Origin of the sequence: Advenella faeciporci (assembly GCF_014652395.1) — a bacterium.
In the GTDB taxonomy this organism is placed as follows: domain Bacteria; phylum Pseudomonadota; class Gammaproteobacteria; order Burkholderiales; family Burkholderiaceae_B; genus Advenella; species Advenella faeciporci.
The window spans coordinates 28,281-48,542 of record NZ_BMYS01000007.1 but is presented as its reverse complement, the minus strand read 5'-3'; the positions used below and the strand labels follow the sequence as shown (position 1 = coordinate 48,542).

Genomic DNA, 20,262 nt, shown 5'->3' with positions numbered 1-20,262 from the left:
ATTAACGATGTCACCGGAAACTCCCTCTAAAACAGAAGCCGCCATACAGAACCGCTGGTTATTAAGTCTCTGGAAAATGGCACCGCTTGGCATGATATGGGCCATCGGTGCTCCGCTTATTGCAGGGGGAGTCCTGGTATTTCAGGCCTGGGTACTGGCAAAAACCCTGGACCTGGCCATTCGTTTATCAGTTGCCCCCTATCAATTATGGGGGCCAATGTTGCTTATTGCCCTGCTCATTGCCTTGCGGGCCTTTATTACCTGGTCCGGCGAAATGGCCGCTTCCCGGGCTTCCGAACAAATCAAGCAACAGTTGCGCCAACAATTTTTTGCGCAATTGCTGGCCAGGGGCCCTGCCTGGAGCAAACAAACACCAGCCGGAGCCTTAACCACCGCCATCCTCGACCAGGTACAGGCTCTCGATGGCTATTTACAGCGTTTTTTACCCGCCACCATTTCCGCGGTATTTTTGCCTTTGGCATTCGCCATCGTGATTCTTCCCATAGACTGGATCGTGACGCTGCTGTTTTTATTCAGTGCTCCCCTGATCCCCTTGTTTATGGCATTAATTGGCATGCGCGCCGAAGCCGCCAACCAAAAACACCAGCAGCTGTTAAGCCGCCTGTCGGGAATTTTTGCAGACCGGATTCGAGGGCTATTCACCCTGGCTTTAATGGGACGCACCCAGGACGAAGTCAATGCCGTGCATTCAGCCAGCAAAAGCTTAAGCGCCACCACCATGAAAGTATTGCGTATTGCTTTCCTTTCCTCGGCGGTCCTTGAACTGTTTGCCGCCTTGGGCGTGGCTGGCGTGGCCATTTATATCGGCTTAAGTTATTTGGGCATGCTGGGTGCCGGTTTTTCAGGTAATACCCTGCAACAGGGTCTGTTCTGCCTATTGCTGGCTCCCGAAGTATATATACCGCTGCGCCAGATGGCAGCCAGCTACCATGACCGGGCAACCGCCAAGGCAGCCGCTCAAGGCTTGCACCAGTTGTACCAACAACTGCCCACCCATCACGACACGACCCTGCCGGCCATCACTAAGTCACCTATTATCCAGCGTCAGGCACGCGGCACCAACGGGGTCGTATTGCAGGCAAACCAGTTTGCCCTGCAAACCCCGCAAGGACGGGATATTTTATTGCCCGCCAACTTTACCATCCAAATAAACCAGCCCATCGCCTTAATGGGCGAAAGCGGCATTGGCAAAACCTCCCTGCTTGAAACCCTGGCCGGCCTGCGACCTTATGCGAGCGGGGAGCTGCTGCATTATTTTGCTGAAAATGAATACGTATTGATTGGGCAGCAACCCTTTATCGGCCTGGGCAGCATCCGGCAGTTTTTATTGGCCGTCAACCCCCAGGCCACCGAACAACAGCTATGGTCTGCCCTTGAACAGGCCCAGGCGGCCAGTTTTGTAGCAGGCCTGGCGCAAGGGCTGGATACCGTGCTGGGTACGCGCGGGCACGGCGTGTCTGGCGGGCAGGCGCACCGGCTGGCACTGGCCAGGCTGTTTTTAACCGATCCGGCATTAATTATGCTAGATGAACCCACCGCCTACCTGGACGGACAAACCCGTGATGGGGTGATTCGGGCCATTTTACGTTTTTCCCGGGGTCGTGCCCTGCTGGTGGCAACCCACGATGAAGAAATGGCGCAGCAGATTGGTCAGGTCTGGCACCTGCAGGATCAACAAATCATTATCAAGGAATAAGCGTGAAATTGTGGTGGCAGTTGGCCGGACCCTGGATTAAACAGCATTGGCGCATATCCCTTCTGGCCCTGTGCCTGGCGTTGTCTACCGTCTTTGCCGGCGTGGGTCTTCTTACCGTATCGGGCTGGTTTTTAACCGGTGCCTTTCTGGCCGGTTCAAGCCTGGCCTTCAATTTATTCGTCCCTTCGGCACTGGTGCGCGGCCTGTCAATGTGGCGCATTGCCTCACGTTATGCCGAGCGGGTATGCGGCCATATGGTCACGTTAGACTTGCAGGCCGAAATCCGCACCGGCAGTTTTGCCCGACTGGCCGCTTTCAAACCGGCCCAATTGGCGCACTACCGTGACGGTGATTTACTGGCTCGTTTAATCAACGACATAGAACGGCTGGATACTTTCTTTTTACTGATTATCACCCCGATTTTTACTGCCATTATTGCGGGTGGTTTTTTCAGCCTGCTTATGGGCGTGGCCTTGCCCTTGGCCGGCTGGATCCTGCTGCTGGTATTATGCCTGGCAGCCGGTGTGCTGCCCTATTTACTGGCCCGCAAAACCGCAGTGGCCGGGCTGGAAGTACAGGCGGCCAATGCCGAATTACGGGCGCTTGCGCATGAAGCCATTGACGCCCATACCGATCTGCTGGTGTTTGGCGTCACCTTGGCAGCACAAGAACAGTTTGACCGGGCCGGCCTGCGTTTGGCAAAGGCACAGCAAAAGGTTGCACAGGCAGGCAGTTTCGGCACGCTCATCCAGCAACTGTTAATGGGCACCCTGGTACTGGCGCTTTTATGGCTGGGTGCCAATGCGCAGGCACAACAGGAATTGTCTGCTCCGGTATGGGTGGGGCTTTTGCTGGGGTCAATGGGCCTGTTTGAAATTTTGTCTCCGATTATGCGGGGTGCGGCAGGCCTGGGGGCTGTGGAAGCCGCCGCCCGGCGTATTCAGGACCTTACCGCCAGCCCGGCGGCAAACACGCAGGCCAAGGCCGGCCAGGCCCAGCCAACAGCCATTCTTCCTGCAACAGGACCATTACACTTGCAAGATGTCTGTGTTGCCCATGAAAACCAGACGGTTTTAAGCCAGCTTGATCTTTACGTTGATCATGGCCAGCGCATCGCCATTCGCGGCCCAAGCGGAACCGGTAAAACCACTTTGCTCATGGCCATCATGCAAGTACAACCATTAACGTCAGGCACTATCACATATGGTGGCGTTCATTTAAACACGGTAAACAGCCCATTGCTTTACCAGCGCATGGCCCTGCTGTCGCAACATTCACCGGTATTTATGGGTACCATCCGCCATAATCTCCTGCTGGCCGACCCGCAAGCCACTGATGAACGCTTGTGGGAAGTCTTGCATCAGGTTCATTTGGCCAGCCATATTGAACAGATCGGTGGTTTGGATGCCTGGACCGGTGAAGGGGGCAACACCCTGTCTACCGGCCAAATCCGCCGTTTATGCCTGGCACGTGTTTTGTTATCCCGGGCAAGCGTCTGGTTACTGGACGAACCCACCGCCGGCCTTGACAAAACCACCGCCGATGCCTGGTTTACCAACCTGCAACAGGTGGCCAAAGACCGTACGGTGATTATTGTGACACATGCCAACTTGCCAAAGGGCGTGGTTGACGAAAGCTTTATCTTGGCTGGCGGGCGCTTGCACCTTGAACGGCATAATGAAGCCGAAGAAAAACCTCAAGAGGAGTTGATCTAGCAGCGCCTTGCCATGCCTGTTTTACAGCTCTCCGTATGAATGCAGGCCAGACAGGAATATGTTTACGCCCAGGAAGGCGAAACTGGTAATGATCAGTCCGGCCAGTGCCCAGTAAGCGGCAACCGTTCCCCGCATGCCTTTCATGAGGCGCAAATGCAGCCAGGCCGCATAGTTCAACCATACAATAAAAGCCCAGGTTTCTTTAGGATCCCACTGCCAGTAGGTTCCCCATGCATCAGCGGCCCACAAGGCGCCCAGTACGGTCGCGACCGTAAAGAAGGCAAATCCCACCGAAATGGCCCGGTACATAATGTCATCCAGGATTTCTAGCGGCGGCAATTTACTGGCAATGGTTTTACGCGCCATCAAAATGCAGGCCACAATAATAACGCTGATGCCAAAATACAGAATCCAGAAACCGAAATTTTCCTTGTCACTGAAAATAAACGGTTCAGACACCATGGCTCCGCCCACCAGCAAGAGGGGAATCATGGGTTTCCAGGAAACGGTTTCACCGTGCTGTTTGACCAGATAGGCAAAACCCACCATGGCCGCCAGTGCAAAGGTGCCATAGCCAATAAAGTTGGCCGGTACGTGCAGTTTCATCCACCAGCTGCGCAGCGCGTTATTCAGCGGGGTAATAACCGCCGCATCACGCTCAAACGTATACCAAAGCAGGAAAATAACCGCTGCGGAAATAACCAGCAGCACGAACCCGCCCAAAGCCCGCGTGTTATAGCGTTTTTCATAGTACAGGTAAAAAACGGCGGTAATCAGGCAGAACAGCACGAAAACCTCGTACAGGTTACTGACCGGAATATGCCCCATGTCGGGAGCAATCAGGTGACCTTCACGCCAGCGAACCAGCAAGCCGGTAAAACCAAAAAACACGCCAGTCCAGGTGAAAGCGGTGCCCATCCAGGCAGCGGTTGGACTCACATAACCCAACCAATAAACCACTGTTGCCATGAAAAACAGGGCACACATCCATAAAATGGCAGACTGTGAAGACAGCAGGTATTTAAGCAGAAACTGGTTATCAGCCTGTGCCAGATTGCCATCATACAGGCCAATGGCCAGCAAGGCCGCCACGCCACAGGCAATCATGAGCATACGCAACGGCCGCCACAGCCAGCCGATCCAGGTCACAAAAATGGTGGAACCGGCCAGAATGTATTTCTCGTAAATATCCATTTCATTGGGATAAGTCACGATGGCATACGCTGCACCTGCCACCAGGATCAGAAAGAAAACCAGGTCGGTCCAGTCGGGCTTGCCGCGCAAAACACGATTATCACCGGTTTCTGACATTTTCTCTTCCCACTTCGCTGATGAACGCGTTCCCGGAGAAGGTTGTACCAAGGTATTGGACATATTCAATTCCTACTTTTTAGCCAAATCTGAAAAGTCTTGCCTGAAACGCTCAAACTCACGATTGAAGTCCAGCGTTCTTTTCTGTGAAGTCATTGCTGACATGATTTTACTGCTATTTTCCGTGTCGCCCGGTTTAATCCACATCCAGATGCGGCGGTCACGAATATAAAACATGGCAAAAACACCGATAATCAGGAACAGTGAGCCCAGATAGACAGAGCTTTTTCCTGGAGAACGGGTTGCCTGCAGGACACTGGCCTGAATATGCTCGAAAGTTTTGATCTGCAGCATGACCGGAGCCGGATAGGCGCTTAAATCTGACAGCGCACGCAGGGATACATCAAACCAGCGAGCCTGTTTTTCCGCCTCTTCACGACTGCTTAGCGAAACTGGCGCCTGGCCCGTCTCAAGGCGCACCAGGTTACGCAATTCAACCGCACTGAACAGCAGGTAATCACGCAGGATTTTTTTCATGGGTTCACGCAAATTTTCAGGAACCCGTTCCGCTTCGGGAACATTGGTGCCATCAACGTATTGATCAATTCCCATGAAGCCGCCTTTGGCAAATATCCCAAGGGCCTGCTCGGCCAAGGGGGTGATCATGTCGGCATTAAATCGTTCATCCCGGGATTTTTCAGCGAAAGCACGGGCAGCCTTGCTTCTCATGTCAGGATTCTCAAACGCGGCGCGCATGGCCATGAACTCGTTAAGCGTACCATTGTCATCGGCAGGCATGCGCACATAACGGAACATGCTTTCGCCAGGCAACTGTATGCCCGCCAGAAAAACCAGCGAGTCATCAAGCAGCATGGGTAACATGTAATTGTTATATTTGACCGACTGGTTATTATCATCACTAAGGGTGTAAGCGACGCTGGGGCCCACGTTTTGCACTTCACGCTCTTTACCTGCCGCACTGCCGGTCACCGCCAGAATCTGCTCTTCAAAGCTTTTGGGCTGTGGAGTGCCGGCATTCAGGTTTTCCACGTTGATGGGCTTGAAATCATCAATCGTCACCCGGTACTCTTTGTGTTCCCCGTTAAGCGAGGTGGTCAGTTTAGAGGTGCCGGCCACCTCCATATTCAATTCAAAGGTTTCAGTGGTCTGCCCGCCAAGCGGGTAACCGGTTAACTGCAACTTGGAACCACCATCATGGAAACTGGACTGATAAAGGGTAATGCCATCTTTGGTAAAAGGATGATTCACCTCGATAATACGGTTCTGTACCTCTTTGGTTGCCAGATCGGTAATGGTCACGTCACTGGCAAAGCGCTTGGGCATGCCATTGGTTTCATAGTATTCGATAATAAACTTGTTCAGCTTGATATCAAATGGCAACACCTGCAGGAATTGCTCACCCCCCAAGCCCAGCAGGGCATAGCTGGAATTGCCACCTTCTGAAATGGAGACATTGCCACGGAAACTGGGGTTGGAGGAAGAAAAACGGGTTTCTTCGGCAACGTCGGAAATATATTTCGCGGTTGCGGGAATAGGCGCTTTGCTGCCAAACCATATTTGCAAGCGGTTGGGCAATTCGCTGTCAAGCAGACCGCCAATACAGATCACGACAATGGCAACGTGGGCAAAAATATAGCCCAGCCGGTTGGAGCTGCCTTTTTTGGCAGCCAGCAACACACCATTTTCCGAATTTTTTTCACGGAAGCGGTAACCCTCTTTTTTGAGCCATGATTTGGACATGCGCACGGCGGTTTCCTGGTCGAAACCAACGTCCACATTCAATTTATGGGGAAACGCCCGCAAACTGCCCTCGCGGATATACTCACGGAAAGAACGCATGTCCTTAACCATTTTAGGCGTATTGCGAAGCAGGCAAACCGTGGTGGAAATAACCAGAAAACCCATAATAACCAGGAACCACCAGGTATTATAGATTTGCGACACCCCAAATTTACTGAAAACGGTGTACCAGAAAGTACCGAATTGATCGGTATATTGAAGCTCGGTCTGGTTTTGTGGCAACACCGTACCAATAATACTGGCGACACAGATAAATGAGAGCAGGCTCACCGCAAAGCGCATGGAGCCCATCAGTTCAAAAAAATCAGCAGTCCATCTTCTGCGGGTGGTATTTTTTGCCATCGTCAATTATTAATTCATAAGAAAATAGGGAGTACCAACGTATGGACTCCCTATCTTAGATAACACTATCTGTAAAAGTTCCCCCGCATATGTCGGGAGTAAACAATTAAACAAATTAGCGAATACCGGCTGCGTAATCGGCAACCGCTTTCATGTCTGCACGGTTCATGCGATTGGCAATGACGCCCATCATGTTTTCAGTACCACCATTTTTACGATAACCGTCGGCAAAGGCAAGCAGCTGGGCCTCGAGGTACTCGGGGTGCTGGCCAGACAAAGCGGGGAATGCGGAAGGCATACCCTTGCCGGTTGCGCCATGACAGGAGGCACAGGCGGGAACATTACGCTCGGGGATACCGGCACGCCAGATTTCACGGCCACGCTGCACCACTTCAAGATCGGCACCCAGTTTGGCGGTTGCTGGCTGGGCAAGGGTTTGCTTGCTGATGTAAATAGCCAGGTTCTGCATGTCTTCCGGAGTCATTTGGGCAACAATAGGCGCCATCATGGTGGGGTTGCCCTGAGCGTCAACCCGGTTACTGGACTTGGCACCTTCGGGCGTCTGGAAATTCTTCAGCTGGTTAATGATGTACTCATAGGGCATCCCGGCCAGACTTGGATACATGGGAATCATGCTATTGGCAGCAACACCATGACAGGCTACACAGGCCAGAATACCGCGTGACATGTCGCCATTGGCATACAGCTCTTCTCCGGCCTTGGCATCAGGCTTGGCGGCAAAACTGGAAGCGCTCATGGCCAGGCCCATGGCAACGCCACTTGTCACTAAAATTTTTGATAAAACTTGCTTCATGAATACCCTCTATGATCACAGCGGATCAGTACGCATTGGTCTAAATTAGCGTCTATTGTAAAAGATAATGCTTATAAACGTAGGAGTATAAACCTCAATCACGAAATTTAGGCGATTTTTATGGATAAGGATTATACAATAGAGACTTATTTTTTATTTATTTGAGTGTACTTGTGTCAATTTTACATCGGGCATCCTTCTTTACCTCAGCAGCAAAGCTGCATCAGCTGCCTCCTCCGTCGGTTCCCGAAGTATGTTTTGTGGGCCGCTCCAATGCAGGTAAATCCTCGGCCATCAACGTGCTTGCCAACCAGAAAAGGCTGGCATTTTCCAGCAAAACCCCCGGACGCACCCGTCTGATCAACATGTTTGGTCTGCCCGATCCGCTCGACCCGGAACATCCATTGGGCTTTCTGGTCGACCTGCCGGGTTATGGCTATGCCTCGGTTGCACGTGATGCCCGTGAAGAATGGGCCGATGTGTTAGGTGCCTACCTGCGTGAGCGTACTTCCCTGGCCGGTATCGTACTGCTGGTTGATATCCGCCGTGGTGTCACCGACCTGGACCGCCGGCTGGCCAACTGGATCGCCCCCACCGGCAAACCCGTTCTTGTATTATTGACCAAGGCCGATAAACTGCCGTATGGCCAGCGCCTGAAAGCCGTCGCTGCCGTGCGCAAAGACCTGGCCGATATCGGCGCCCTGAATGCCATCCCTTTTTCAGCCACCCACCGTATTGGACTTGAAGAGGCCGATCTCAAAATCATCAACTGGATTTCACCAAAGGTTGTACCATGAGCTCAATTATTACTGCCGATTTTCCCGCTTCACGCCCCCGTCGCAACCGCCGCGACGACTTTTCCCGCCGCCTGATGCGGGAAAACATCCTCTCGGTCAATGATTTCATTTACCCTGTCTTTGTGAAAGAAGGCAACAACTTGCACGAACCCGTATTGTCCATGCCCGGTATCGTGCGTTACTCGCCCGACTCCATCTTGCCGGTTGCAGAAGAGTGCGTCAGGCTGGGCATTCCGGTATTGGCCCTGTTCCCATCTATTGAACCCTCCCTGAAAACACCCGATGGCATCGAAGCGACCAACCCCGAAGGGCTGATCCCGCGTGTGATCGCCTCATTAAAAAAAGAATTCCCCGAACTGGGCATCTTATGTGATGTGGCCCTTGACCCTTACACCAGCCACGGCCAGGACGGTCTGATTGATGACAGCGGCTATGTGCTAAACGAACCCACGGTTGAAATCCTGGTCAGGCAGGCACTGGTGCAGGCCGAGGCCGGTGCCGATTATGTCGCCCCCAGTGACATGATGGACGGACGCATTGGCGCCATTCGCCAGGCACTTGAAGCCCACCATTTCATTTACACGCGTATCATGGCCTATTCCGCCAAGTACGCCAGTGCCTTTTATGGCCCATTCCGCGATGCGGTGGGCTCTACCGTCAACCTGGGCAAATCCGACAAAATGACCTACCAGATAGACCCGGCCAACCGCAACGAGGCCCTGCGTGAAGTGGCTGCCGATATCCGCGAAGGTGCCGACCTGGTCATGGTCAAGCCTGGCATGCCTTATCTGGATATTGTTCGCGATGTCAAGGAAATGTTCCGGATGCCAACCTATGCCTACCAGGTTAGCGGTGAATACGCCATGATCAAGGCGGCGGCCATTAACGGCTGGCTGGATCACGACAAAGTCATGATGGAGTCCCTGCTTTGCTTCAAACGGGCCGGCGCCGATGGCATTTTGACTTACTTTGCCATCGAGGCGGCTAAAATCCTGCAACAGCAGAAATAACTACCGGGCGGCTATCCCGTCGCCGCTTCCGGAATTTCATCCAAACCGTCTGGCCGCCCCGTCACCGGCCAGACAATTTTCAATCTATCCAGCCTTACCCATGGCTATTCTTGCCAATTGTCATTAAGATAAGCAAACCAATCAACCATCAGCAAAAGGCAATACCATGAAAATCCTGATCGCTTACGACCTGCGCCTGCTGGGTTCACGCTATACCCGCCTAAAAGAAATCATTGACGAGCACTTCCCCAACCGCTGGCATTGTTTTGACGCCAGCTATATTGTTTCCACCAACCTGGATGCCAATCAGGTGCGCGACCTGCTTTTACCAGCCCTAAGTGTTAACGACTGCCTGCTGGTTAGCGAACTGGGTAACAACTGGGCAGGCATCGGCATTTCTGAAAAAAACCGTCTGCTGCTTGAACATTAATCTGTGCCAAAGCCTGTTTCCTTAACCCGGGTCAGGCAAGTCATCGCCTTCATACGTTAAAATGACCTTTGTGTTTATCTCAAAGGTCATTTTCATGAAAACAGATACCGGCAACTGCATTGTTATTTACAGCACGGTTCCCGACCTGCTGTTGGGCAAACGCATTGCCCATATCCTGGTCGAAGAAAAACTGGCCGCCTGTGTGAACCTAAGTGCGCCAGGCCTGTCTATCTACCTGTGGGAAAATGTGGTTGAAGGCACTGAAGAAATCACCTTAACCATAAAAACCACCCGGGAAAGCCAGCAGGCCTGTATTCAGAAAATTGCCCAGCTGCATCCTTATGAATTACCCGAAATCATTGTGGTGCCCATCCTGGATGGACACGCCCCCTATTTATACTGGGTCCAGCAACAAACAAAAATTTGAGTCAAGCCCCATGATTGCATCGCTGTACAAAAAAATTCTCTGGTTATTTTCTGTTTTCACCCTGTTTTTTTTCGCCGCCCTCTCTCCATTGCAGGCAGAAGAAGATTTCCTTGCTCCCGAAAAGGCATTTGTATTTTCAGCCCAAATGCAAACCGACAACCTGCTGAAAATCCGTTTTGACATTGCGCCAAAATATTACATGTACCGCGAGCGCTTTGAATATCATATTAAAGATGATAATGACAGCGCCACCCAGGCAGGCATGCTGCTGGGCAAGCCCATATATCCGTCCTCGGGACAAATAAAATATGACCCCACTTTCGACAAGGAAATGGAGGTCTATTACAACAATGTTGAAATCCAGTTACCCCTAAACCAAGGCAGTGATCCTTTCACCCTTGAGCTGATTGGCCAGGGTTGTGCCGATGCAGGCCTGTGCTATCCGCCCATGACCTATGAAATTGGCCTGAGCCCCACCGCTACCGGCTATGAGATCACGGCAGGTGAAGGCGTCTTGCTGGGCGGCCCGCCAGCTTTATCAGCCAGCAATAACAATAACATTTCCCTGTTTGATGCCGGTGATACCGACATTGCCGCCTGGCTGGGCGATGCCAGCCTGCTGAAAATCATCCTGCTCAGCTTTGCCCTTGGGGTTCTGCTGTCCTTTACGCCCTGCGTACTGCCCATGCTGCCCATCCTGCTGTCTATTGTGGTGGGTGATCGCAAAGCCGGCCATGCCGCCGTCTCACGCTTCAGGGGTCTGAACCTGACCCTTATGTACGTGCTGGGCACGTCGGTTGTTTATACCATCCTGGGCATTCTGGCCGCCTCTATTGGCGCCGTGATGGCATCCTGGATCCAGAACCCGTGGGTGCTTGGCCTGTTTGCCGTTGTCCTGGTCATTCTGGCCATTGGCATGTTTGGGGCCTTTACCATTCAAATGCCCGCCAGCCTGCAGTCTTCCCTTAATGAAAAAGTTTCCCGCATGCCAGGCGGCCGCATGGGCAATGCCTTCTTCATGGGCATAATTTCCGCCCTGATCTGCGGTCCTTGTGTGGCAGCTCCTCTGGCCGGCGTGCTGTTGTTCATTTCACAAACCGGCGACTTGACCACCGGTGGCCTGGCCCTGTTTGTACTGGCCTGGGGCCAGGGCACGTCCCTGTTAATCCTGGGCACATCTTCAGGTGCCTTACTGCCCAAGGCCGGCCCCTGGATGGACAGTATCAAGAACTTCTGCGGCCTGCTGTTACTGGCCACCGCAGTCTGGATGATCATGCCCATCACCCCAGGCTGGTTCAACATGCTGGCCTGGGCTTTCCTGTCCATGTGCCTGGCACTGTTACTGGGTGCATTTAACCCTTTACCCAACAATAACGGCATTCTGAAACTGCTGTTCAAGGCGACTGGCCTGCTGTTTGCCTTATGGGCCATTTTGCTCATACTGGGTTTGGCTGCCGGTGGGCAAAGCGTGCTCAGCCCGCTCAAGGGCTTAAGCGCTGGCAACAGCCAGGCGTCTGCCGAACGGGGCAACACCGCAGCCGTGGAAAAAACCCCGTTTGTGCTGGTTAAAACACTGGCAGAGCTCGAAAACACGGTTGCAAATGCCGGCAAACCCGTCATGCTGGATTTTTATGCCGACTGGTGCATCTCCTGCAAGGAAATGGAACTTTTCACCTTTTCCGACCCCACCGTCAGGCAGAAATTGGGCCAGATGCTGCTGTTGCAGGTAGATGTCACCAAGAACAACGAAGCCGATCGCGAGCTGTTAAAACGCTTCAAGCTGTTTGGCCCACCAGGTATTGTCTTTTTCAATAAGCAAGGCCAGGAACTTGAAAAAATCCGCGTCGTGGGTTTTCAGAATGCCGAAAAATTCTCCGGGACGCTGGATAAAGTGTTGAATTGAACCGGGTAGTCTGTTCTGTCTTTATCCGGAAAACCGGGCTTAACAGGCAGTAACACCTGTTCTTACCCGCGTATTGTTTAGCCCACCAACACTTCCACCGATGCCTTTTGCATTTGTTCTCGCAAAGAACCAAATGGCAGGGCATCAGAAACCAGATAACCCATTTTTTCCACTCCCACTACTTTAATGCTGGCATTACGACGATATTTACCTGAATCTGCCAGCACCACCACTTTATGACTGTTATCAATGGCAGCATGCTTGACCAGCACCTTTTCCACATCAAAATCCATCAGGGTTGCGTTCACGTCAAAACCCGAACCACCAATAAAACCAAGATCATAACGGAATGAACGCAGTACCTGACTTACAAACCCGCCCACCAATGCGCCATCGGTTGTTTTCAAGCTGCCACCCGGCACCAGAATTTCTGCTCCCGGCATATCAAGCAGTATATTGGCCACAATAATACTGGCCGTGACCACTCTTAAAGGGCTAATTTCACTGATTCTAAGAACCCGGGCCAATGCTTCTGCCGATGTACCTACATCAATAAAAACAGTCATTGACGGTTTCACCAGTGTCATGGCCTTAAGCGCCATCTTCATTTTGGCTTCCACGGCAACCTGTTGCTTGTCGGAATAAGAGATGCGTTTCTGATCTTGTGCAATACCTGCCCCGCCATGGAAACGGCACAAAAACTGATGTTGATCCATCAGAATGATGTCACGCCTGATGGTTTGCTGGGAAATGTCAAAATAAGTCGCCAGGGACTCTATGGTGACAAACCCCTGTTCAGTAACCATTTCAAGGATTTTCAATTGCCGTTTGTTTAGTTCAAAAGTCATACTTTATTTGAAATCAAGATACCAACGACTGCCAGGTCGTCATGAAGCCTACATAATAATTTAATTATAATGTAAGTTTGTTTACATTATAATTAACAAACCTCCAAACTCCTGCCCCTGGGTAGTTGTCCATCCAACACTATTTTTTTGGAATCCTATATGAACCGTACTTTGTTGTGGTCTGAAAAACAGCAGATTCTTTTTTATTATCCCAATTTCCAATTCGATCCCTGGCAGTGGAAATGGCATGCCATCAACGAAACCCTTGCCGAGGATGCAAGGGAAGTAGATGCAATTGAAGCCCTGAAGCTGTTACAGCCACGTCTACGTAAAGTACCGATTGCCGTTATTGGTCCCCGTGAAGCCACTGAAGAAGAATACCAATATGCCTGCCAGCTGGGCAAGGCCATGGCCGAGGCGGGGTTACAGTTGCTGTGCGGCGGCAAGAACGGTGTCATGGAAGCGGTTGCCAAAGGTCATCTTGAAGCTGGGGGAATGCCCATCGGCCTGATTCCAGAAACGGAATGGACCCAAGCCAATCCATATATCAGCATTCCGATTGCCACTGGAATTGGAAAGTCGCGCAATGTCATTATTGCCCAGGCCTGCCCGGTCCTGATTGCCATTGGTGGCGGATATGGCACGATGTCGGAAATGGCTTTCGGACTTCATTTCGATAAACTCATCCTGACTTTGGGAAATGCTCCGGTTTTGCCAGGTGCCGTTGCCTGTAGCGATATTGACGACATTGTCAGCTGTACCGCCGCTTACCTGCTGCGTTGCGATCACCCCAAATAAACCATACATACATTGACATAAATGAATGATTGTAATAAAACATTCATTTTCACCTTATAAAATGTAAACTTTATTACATAACCATGGACGGCAAGTCGTGCTACTAATTACGATCTTATATCTCGTCTTCCTGTTCACGCCCATTGTACTGTTACTCATTGGTGCTTTTGGTGAGTCTTGGAGCAACACCATCCTGCCGGTTGGTTTCACCTGGCAATGGTTTGAACAGCTCGCCAATGATCCGAGTTTTCGAAGGGCGTTCTGGACCAGCATCAAGGTTGTACTGGCAACCTGTGTACTGAATATCCTGATTGGCGTTCCCCTGGCATACGCCATTTACGCAAGTGCCCGCCGTGGGGTACAACTGGCTGCCAAAATCATGGCACTTTTACCTATTGCCGTCCCTGATCTGGTGCTTGGCTTCGGATTTATTCTGGTTTTTTCTTCAGATACCCTGCCATGGCTGGGCAGTATCTGGCTGCTGATTGCCGCCCATACCATTCTGACCATTCCTTACACAGTCAATACCGTACTGGCCGATATGCAGCAACAGCGTTTGGATAGTTATGAACAAGTGGCGGCAACACTAAGCGCCGGTTTCTGGACACGCCAGAAAGACATTGTGCTGCCCTTGATTGGCACCAGCATATTTTCATCCCTGCTAATGGTTGCCGCCCTGTCCATTGGCGAATTCCAGATCTCCAACCTGATTGCCGGCTTCCTGTCCAGAACTTACCCAGTTGTATTGCTTCAGGCCTTTTATGGTGCCACCGGTTTTGCCTGTGCCGCCACTGTTGTCCTGCTTTTTCTGGCCATTCTGGCTTCATTGGGAAGCACCGCCACCTCAACCCTGACAAAACAAGGCTGAACTCATGCCGATTCTTTTTAAAAACGTCAATTACCAATATCCTGACAGCGCCAATGGCGTATTCGATATTAACCTGGAAATTAACGAGGGTGAGTTTCTGGCCGTCATTGGGCCATCCGGTTCTGGCAAATCAACCCTGCTCAAGATGCTGTCCGGTTTTGCCGTACCAACCTCCGGTTCGGTCATCCTTGATGGCAAAGAGATTACCCGCATGCCACCTGAAAAACGGGAGCTTGGCATCGTATTCCAGTCCTATGGACTATTTCCTCACATGTCTGCGCTGGATAATGTTGCCTATCCGCTGAAAATCCGAGGACTTGCCAAAACACAGCGGCGCGCCATGGCCTTAGAAGCACTGGATCGGGTCAGCCTGAAAAAATGGGCCTCCAGCATGCCCTTGTCGCTTTCCGGAGGCCAACAACAGCGGGTGGCACTTGCACGCGCACTGGTATTTTCTCCAAAGGCGCTCCTGCTGGATGAACCACTGTCTGCCCTTGACGCGGCCCTGCGTGTTGAAATGCGCGATGAAATCCTGCGGGTGCAGCGCAACGCCAATATCGCCACCCTGCATGTCACCCACGACCAGGAAGAGGCGCTTTCGATTGCCGACCGTATCGCTATTATGCAGGCCGGCAGAATTATCCAGTTAGGCACCCCCAAAGAACTCTATGACAAACCGGCCAATCGCTGGGTAGCCTCTTTTATTGGACAGGCCAATTTATGGAATGGAAAAACGGGAGGCCAGAAAAACCACGTAGAAACACCAGCCGGTATTTTACGCTGTGATACGGGCAATTATTCGCCCGGCACACCTGTTACCGTCATGATCAGGCCAGAATCAGTAGTGCCCGGCATCAAACCCGGCCAGCCCACATCCAATATCCTGCAAGGCCATATTCATGCAGACCGGTTTCTGGGTTCGACCCGCCGGATCGACCTGAAAATCAAGGAAGCACTATTACGCATGGATACCCTGTCACGCGAACCTTTTGAACAAGTAACGATTCCGATCGAAGCCATCAAACTATTACCGGCAGAATAAACATCCACCCCACCCATCTTCACTTAACCCCTTGGAGAATACGATGACCCGATTCAACCCGCTGCGACTTATCTCGATTGCCGCACTCTGTACCGCCGCTTCTGCTGCCCAGGCATTTGACGGCCCTGAACTTTACGAAGGCGAAAAAGCCCTATACGAAGCCTCCCAAAAAGAAGGCATGGTCGTTTCCTTTGACACCGGTCCCACCTGGGCTAACTGGAACGCACAATTCAATGCGTTCAAAAAACGTTATCCGGGCGTAGAACTGGTTTACAACGACCTTGGCTCTGCCGCAACCGTTGTTGCCCTGGACAAGTCACGCAATCGCCCGCAGGCCGACACCGCCTATTATTTTGCGGCTTCAGCACTGGATGCCGTCAGCAAAGACGTAGTGACCGGATTTGAACCCGTCAATTATGAAAAATTGCCAGAAACCCTTAAAGACAAAGATGCCAAATGGTTTACCGTGCATACCCTGAACATCGCTTTCCTGGTCAATAAAAAACTGGTTAAAAACGTGCCGCAAACCTGGGCCGATCTGCTCAAGCCCGAGTACAAAGGCAGTATCGTGTATCAAGACCCCCGCTCAACCGGCCAGGGACAGGTTATTGTGTTCGCCAGCAATTTTGCCCATGGCGGTGACATGGACAACATCAAGCCTGGCATTGAGTATCTGGGCAAACTGCAAAAAACCGGCAACGTCTTGCGCACGGTTGGCACTACCCCTTATGCTCAATTCCTGAAAGGCGAAATCCCTATTTGGATCGGCTATGAAAATGATGGTCTGAAAGCCAAGTTCGTTGATGGCATGGGCGATGACCTTGATGTCATCATTCCCAAGGAAGGCTCTGCCGCTGCTCCCTATGCCATCAGCCTGGTCAAAAACGGCCCTAACCCCAATGCAGGCAAACTGTGGCTGAACTACATCATGACCAATCAAGGGCAGGTAACCTTTGCCGAAGGCTTTGTTCGCCCTTCGGTTCCTGGCATTGAACTGCCTGAAGACGTTGCAGCCAAACTGCAAAATGCGCCCCAGATCAAGCCAATCGAGATTGCCAAGGCTACTGCCCAAAAAACCAACATTGACAAAGAATGGGCACAGGCTGTCCTGGGTCAATAATACCCACCCTGTATCATCAGGAGATGGCCATATGGCCATCCCTGCTTTCTACGGTTGACTGATATCATGCTCATTTCACACAAACGCTTTGCCATTTTCACCCTGCCCGGCCTGGTGTTGTTTTGCCTATGCTTTATCCTGCCGGTCATTCTGATCCTTGGCGAAGCGATCTCGGATAAATCCGCATTTGGACGCGTCCTGTCTGACCCTTTGTTTCAGAAAGGTTTGTGGGGAACCATCGTACTGGGAACCGTAGCCCCTTTATTTTCAGTTGCTATCGGATTCTGTGTTGCCATGGCACTGAACCGCATGAAACCCGGCATGCGTACCGCTTCCCTGTTTGCCATTTCCTTGCCATTAACCTTTTCAGGGCTGATTATTGCCTATGGTTTTATTCTGGCTTTCGGCCGTGCGGGTTTTGTCACACAAATTGCAGCCCTGTTCGGCTTTGATCCTGCCGTCGTTGGTGCGCTGATATATTCTCCAATAGGCTTGGGCCTCGCCTACTCATATTATCTGATCCCACGGGTAATCATGATCTTATTGCCTGCAGTACAAAATTTTGACATGGTCCAGCTGTCTGTTGCACGCTCACTGGGTGCCGGTTATCTGCGTACCATTCTGGAAGTCATGTTGCCCCAGATATTGCCAAGTCTGGTCTCTGCCTACTGCCTGACCGCAGCCGTGGCCATGGGCGCCTACGGCACGGCATTGGCGCTGGTAGGTACCCAAATGAATATTCTGCCCTTATTGCTTTACAGCAAAATCTCCGAAGGTGGCACCGACCTGCCGTCTGCTGCCGCCATCTCCCTGATCCTGATGGCCCTGTGCTGCATTATTATTGCCCTTGGTGAAGTGTTTGTCTCTTCAGGAAAAAACAGGCGGCGCTCACATTAAGAGAAATACCGTCACCACTTCTGGCCAAGGATATAGTCTTAACTGTTTGCTGCACTGAAAATGCCTGGCATGACCGTAAAGCCATTGATCCCCTTGACGCGGTCTGTCCAGCGACGCAAGGCCGGGTAATCAATCAAGGAGATACCGGCCTCATCAGACAGCATGATATGGGGGAAACAGGCCAGATCGGCAATAGTGGGACGCTCACCTGGGCACAGCCACGCATGACCTGCCTTTTCGGCAAACCACAGGTGTTCGTCGATAACCGCCAGCAATTGCCGGGCCGTCTTGCACCGCAGAGCCACATTTTCATCCTTTCCAAACACTTGTGCCCAGCGTGCGGTTGAAACCGTTTCATTCAGGTCATTGGCAAAGGACAGCCACATCTGGACACTGGCAATCCGGGATGCATCCTCAAGTGGATACCATTTTCCCTTAGGGGCATATTTACAGGCAAGATAAACCAGAATGGCGTGTGAATCGCGCACAATAAACCCGTTATCTTCCAGTACCGGCACTTTGGCCAAAGGATTGATGGCACGAAAACGGGCCTGTTGATGCTCCTGCCCCGGAAAAAGCTCAACCGGGATAAGCTGGTGTTCCTGCCCCAGAATACTCAGGAACAGGCGAACCTTATAACAATTTTCCGAAAACTCGCAATCGTACAAACTCAACATGCCCGCTCCTAAATATCCAGTATCAAATCACCGCTTGCGCTACGTGATACACAAGGCATCATGCAAGCGCCACTTTGTTTTTCTTCTTCACTCAGGTAAACATCCTTGTGATTGATGTTGCCTGAGAGGACTTTTGTATAACAGGTGCCACATACCCCCTGTTCACACGAAGTTTCAATATGCACCCCGTATTCCCTTAAGGCATCAGTAATACTGACACCGGAAGGAATGATATAGCTTTGCCCCGATCTGGCCAGCGTGACCCTGAATGTGTGCTCATCCTGATGAGTCACCCGGTTGGAAAAAAGCTCATGACGAACCTGGATATGCGACCAGCCATTCTCGCGGATTACCTTGAAGACAGTATCAAGCAAACCTTTAGGGCCGCAAACATAGACATTGGGTTGCTCGGGCGTTACCTTGGCCAGAATGGAGTTCAGCTGTTCAGACACCTGGTCTGGCTGCATGGCCTGATAAAATGAAACGTTAGCCAGTTTGTTAAGCTGGTCCACAAAAGCGCGGGAATAGATATTGCGCACGAAATAATGCAAATGATAGGGCAGTTTTTCATGTTCCAGCTGGGTTGCCATGGCCACAAGCGGCGCCACACCAATCCCGCCGGCAATCAGTGTTCCGCCTTTGCCGGGCACCAGGCGAAAATGATTCCTGGGAGCTGAAATCTCCAGTACGCTATCTTCCCTGACTTCGTTATACAAAGAGGCTGAGCCTCCCCTGGATTCGGGCTCAAGCTTGACCCCGATCAACAGCTCCTGCGCTTTCGTGTCCCATTCCACCAGGGAAAACTGTCGCACCAGGCCTTGCGGCGTGCGGACATCAATATGCGCGCCGGCCTCGATCCCCTTGAAACGGTTAAATGATGGCAAGTGCAAACGAAATGAGGCCACCTGTTCGGCAATTTCCTCGCGCTCGACAACCCGCGCCGGTAACCAGCGCGGCAAAGCCTGTACCGGCTGGGGGGCAATAAGCGGCTCGTGTTCCCTGATCTGCCTGTCGGCCTCCAGTTCAAGCTTCAGGTTTACCAGAGCCTGGTTAATGCGACGTGTCCACTTCAGTTCATCATCACTTTGGTTACACATCACATGAATCACGGTCTTTTCGGTATGTGCCGGCTGCAGCATGAACAGCACTTCAATGGTTTGCAGCATATATTCCTGCCAGCAGACATGCACCATCAAGCCATCTTCCTGAGCCTGAAAGGTTTGTCTGTCGACATGCCGGTCATAATGACAGAAACCCGGCAACTTCGCCCTGACAAGCGCCAATGGCGCATTGACGGTGATACTGCGCAACACACTGGATGGCAAGGAAAAAGGATGAACAAGCGTGCTTGGCTCACTTAAATAATCGCGGGCAAGATTGACCCAGACAAAACCGTTTTTTTCTGCCACGGAAAAGCTTTTGGCACAGGCCGAGTGCGGCATGCTGCCATCGGGTATGGAAGGAACCACTGAACACTGACCGTCCCCGGAGTGAAACTGCCAGCCATGGTATTGGCATTTCAGGCTCTTGCCGGTATTAATACCCAGGGTCAAGCGCATGCCCCGGTGTGGGCAGCGGTTTTCCCAGGCATTGACCTCACCCTTGTCTGTTCTCCATAAAGCCAATTCCACGCCATGCAATTGGGCATGAAACACGTGACGCAAGACCAGTTCATCAGCTCTGGCAACGGGAAACCATTTATCTTCAAACATATTCAACTCTTAT

At 51.7% G+C, this 20,262-nt stretch carries 18 protein-coding genes; 12 read left to right on the top strand and 6 right to left on the bottom strand.

From position 1 onward, the window contains the following. Positions 1-7: 7 nt before the first annotated feature. Positions 8-1,717 carry a thiol reductant ABC exporter subunit CydD gene (gene cydD / locus IE074_RS06650; RefSeq protein WP_189384663.1) on the top strand — a complete coding sequence of 570 codons (1,710 nt, stop codon included), beginning with the start codon at positions 8-10 and terminating at the stop codon, positions 1,715-1,717. 2 nt (positions 1,718-1,719) lie between these two features. Continuing rightward, the gene (cydC, locus tag IE074_RS06645) at positions 1,720-3,432 is read left to right on the top strand and encodes a thiol reductant ABC exporter subunit CydC (protein WP_189384660.1); all 1,713 of its coding nucleotides are present in this window, start codon (positions 1,720-1,722) and stop codon (positions 3,430-3,432) included. A 21-nt stretch (positions 3,433-3,453) separates the two neighbouring features. Here the strand turns inward: cydC and ccsB are convergent, their stop codons facing one another. The 3 genes from ccsB to IE074_RS06630 all read right to left on the bottom strand — a co-directional run bounded on the left by ccsB (position 3,454) and on the right by IE074_RS06630 (position 7,720). Next, entirely contained in the window at positions 3,454-4,806 is a 1,353-nt protein-coding gene (gene ccsB / locus IE074_RS06640; RefSeq protein WP_189384659.1) for a c-type cytochrome biogenesis protein CcsB, read from the bottom strand. A 9-nt stretch (positions 4,807-4,815) separates the two neighbouring features. Beyond that, complete coding sequence (locus IE074_RS06635) at positions 4,816-6,906, bottom strand: cytochrome c biogenesis protein ResB (RefSeq protein WP_229793921.1); 2,091 nt, start codon at positions 6,904-6,906, stop codon at positions 4,816-4,818. Between the two features lie 115 nt (positions 6,907-7,021). Then, positions 7,022-7,720 carry a c-type cytochrome gene (locus tag IE074_RS06630; protein ID WP_189384658.1) on the bottom strand — a complete coding sequence of 233 codons (699 nt, stop codon included), beginning with the start codon at positions 7,718-7,720 and terminating at the stop codon, positions 7,022-7,024. 173 nt (positions 7,721-7,893) lie between these two features. On the opposite strand from IE074_RS06630, the gene yihA reads away from it, so the two are divergent. The 5 genes from yihA (at position 7,894) to dsbD (ending at position 12,287) form a co-directional block, all read left to right on the top strand. Further along, positions 7,894-8,517: a ribosome biogenesis GTP-binding protein YihA/YsxC gene (gene yihA / locus IE074_RS06625; protein ID WP_189384657.1), complete on the top strand. Its 624-nt coding sequence runs from the start codon at positions 7,894-7,896 to the stop codon at positions 8,515-8,517. After that, the gene (gene hemB, locus IE074_RS06620) at positions 8,514-9,527 is read left to right on the top strand and encodes a porphobilinogen synthase (RefSeq protein ID WP_189384656.1); all 1,014 of its coding nucleotides are present in this window, start codon (positions 8,514-8,516) and stop codon (positions 9,525-9,527) included. Before yihA ends, hemB begins: the two co-directional genes overlap by 4 nt. 166 nt (positions 9,528-9,693) lie before the next feature. Continuing rightward, the gene (locus IE074_RS06615) at positions 9,694-9,957 is read left to right on the top strand and encodes a SinR family protein (RefSeq protein WP_189384655.1); all 264 of its coding nucleotides are present in this window, start codon (positions 9,694-9,696) and stop codon (positions 9,955-9,957) included. A gap of 94 nt (positions 9,958-10,051) precedes the next feature. Beyond that, entirely contained in the window at positions 10,052-10,384 is a 333-nt protein-coding gene (gene cutA / locus IE074_RS06610) for a divalent-cation tolerance protein CutA (protein ID WP_189384654.1), read from the top strand. 10 nt (positions 10,385-10,394) lie between these two features. Further along, entirely contained in the window at positions 10,395-12,287 is a 1,893-nt protein-coding gene (gene dsbD, locus IE074_RS06605) for a protein-disulfide reductase DsbD (protein WP_189384653.1), read from the top strand. 77 nt (positions 12,288-12,364) lie between these two features. On the opposite strand, the gene IE074_RS06600 is transcribed toward dsbD, so the two are convergent. After that, positions 12,365-13,135 (bottom strand): DeoR/GlpR family DNA-binding transcription regulator, encoded by a 771-nt coding sequence (locus IE074_RS06600; RefSeq protein WP_189384652.1) that lies wholly within the window; start codon positions 13,133-13,135, stop codon positions 12,365-12,367. A 159-nt stretch (positions 13,136-13,294) separates the two neighbouring features. Between IE074_RS06600 and IE074_RS06595 the strand changes: the two genes are divergently transcribed. The 5 genes from IE074_RS06595 (at position 13,295) to IE074_RS06575 (ending at position 17,860) form a co-directional block, all read left to right on the top strand. After that, a complete protein-coding gene (locus IE074_RS06595) occupies positions 13,295-13,933 on the top strand; it encodes a TIGR00725 family protein (RefSeq protein ID WP_189384651.1) in 639 nt (212 codons plus the stop codon). Between the two features lie 97 nt (positions 13,934-14,030). Continuing rightward, positions 14,031-14,801, top strand: coding sequence for an ABC transporter permease (locus tag IE074_RS06590; RefSeq protein ID WP_189384650.1), 771 nt, complete (start codon positions 14,031-14,033; stop codon positions 14,799-14,801). Between the two features lie 4 nt (positions 14,802-14,805). Further along, complete coding sequence (locus IE074_RS06585; protein WP_189384649.1) at positions 14,806-15,843, top strand: ABC transporter ATP-binding protein; 1,038 nt, start codon at positions 14,806-14,808, stop codon at positions 15,841-15,843. A gap of 43 nt (positions 15,844-15,886) precedes the next feature. After that, complete coding sequence (locus IE074_RS06580) at positions 15,887-16,963, top strand: extracellular solute-binding protein (RefSeq protein WP_189384646.1); 1,077 nt, start codon at positions 15,887-15,889, stop codon at positions 16,961-16,963. A 66-nt stretch (positions 16,964-17,029) separates the two neighbouring features. Next, positions 17,030-17,860, top strand: coding sequence for an ABC transporter permease (locus IE074_RS06575; protein WP_189384645.1), 831 nt, complete (start codon positions 17,030-17,032; stop codon positions 17,858-17,860). A 38-nt stretch (positions 17,861-17,898) separates the two neighbouring features. Here IE074_RS06575 and IE074_RS06570 read toward each other — a convergent pair whose 3' ends face one another. Both IE074_RS06570 and IE074_RS06565 read right to left on the bottom strand, forming a co-directional pair. After that, the gene (locus IE074_RS06570; protein WP_189384643.1) at positions 17,899-18,537 is read right to left on the bottom strand and encodes a glutathione S-transferase family protein; all 639 of its coding nucleotides are present in this window, start codon (positions 18,535-18,537) and stop codon (positions 17,899-17,901) included. 8 nt (positions 18,538-18,545) lie between these two features. After that, positions 18,546-20,249, bottom strand: coding sequence for a Rieske 2Fe-2S domain-containing protein (locus tag IE074_RS06565; protein ID WP_189384642.1), 1,704 nt, complete (start codon positions 20,247-20,249; stop codon positions 18,546-18,548). Positions 20,250-20,262: the final 13 nt, after the last annotated feature.

What these genes read in the sequence shown, in the direction of transcription:
- cydD (WP_189384663.1), top strand. Translation starts at nt 8, where the DNA reads ATGTCACCGGAAACTCCCTCTAAAACAGAAGCCGCCATACAGAACCGC.
- ccsB (WP_189384659.1), bottom strand. Translation starts at nt 4,806, where the DNA reads ATGTCCAATACCTTGGTACAACCTTCTCCGGGAACGCGTTCATCAGCG.
- IE074_RS06635 (WP_229793921.1), bottom strand. Translation starts at nt 6,906, where the DNA reads ATGGCAAAAAATACCACCCGCAGAAGATGGACTGCTGATTTTTTTGAA.
- IE074_RS06630 (WP_189384658.1), bottom strand. Translation starts at nt 7,720, where the DNA reads ATGAAGCAAGTTTTATCAAAAATTTTAGTGACAAGTGGCGTTGCCATG.
- hemB (WP_189384656.1), top strand. Translation starts at nt 8,514, where the DNA reads ATGAGCTCAATTATTACTGCCGATTTTCCCGCTTCACGCCCCCGTCGC.
- IE074_RS06615 (WP_189384655.1), top strand. Translation starts at nt 9,694, where the DNA reads ATGAAAATCCTGATCGCTTACGACCTGCGCCTGCTGGGTTCACGCTAT.
- cutA (WP_189384654.1), top strand. Translation starts at nt 10,052, where the DNA reads ATGAAAACAGATACCGGCAACTGCATTGTTATTTACAGCACGGTTCCC.
- dsbD (WP_189384653.1), top strand. Translation starts at nt 10,395, where the DNA reads ATGATTGCATCGCTGTACAAAAAAATTCTCTGGTTATTTTCTGTTTTC.
- IE074_RS06600 (WP_189384652.1), bottom strand. Translation starts at nt 13,135, where the DNA reads ATGACTTTTGAACTAAACAAACGGCAATTGAAAATCCTTGAAATGGTT.
- IE074_RS06595 (WP_189384651.1), top strand. Translation starts at nt 13,295, where the DNA reads ATGAACCGTACTTTGTTGTGGTCTGAAAAACAGCAGATTCTTTTTTAT.
- IE074_RS06585 (WP_189384649.1), top strand. Translation starts at nt 14,806, where the DNA reads ATGCCGATTCTTTTTAAAAACGTCAATTACCAATATCCTGACAGCGCC.
- IE074_RS06580 (WP_189384646.1), top strand. Translation starts at nt 15,887, where the DNA reads ATGACCCGATTCAACCCGCTGCGACTTATCTCGATTGCCGCACTCTGT.
- IE074_RS06575 (WP_189384645.1), top strand. Translation starts at nt 17,030, where the DNA reads ATGCTCATTTCACACAAACGCTTTGCCATTTTCACCCTGCCCGGCCTG.
- IE074_RS06570 (WP_189384643.1), bottom strand. Translation starts at nt 18,537, where the DNA reads ATGTTGAGTTTGTACGATTGCGAGTTTTCGGAAAATTGTTATAAGGTT.
- IE074_RS06565 (WP_189384642.1), bottom strand. Translation starts at nt 20,249, where the DNA reads ATGTTTGAAGATAAATGGTTTCCCGTTGCCAGAGCTGATGAACTGGTC.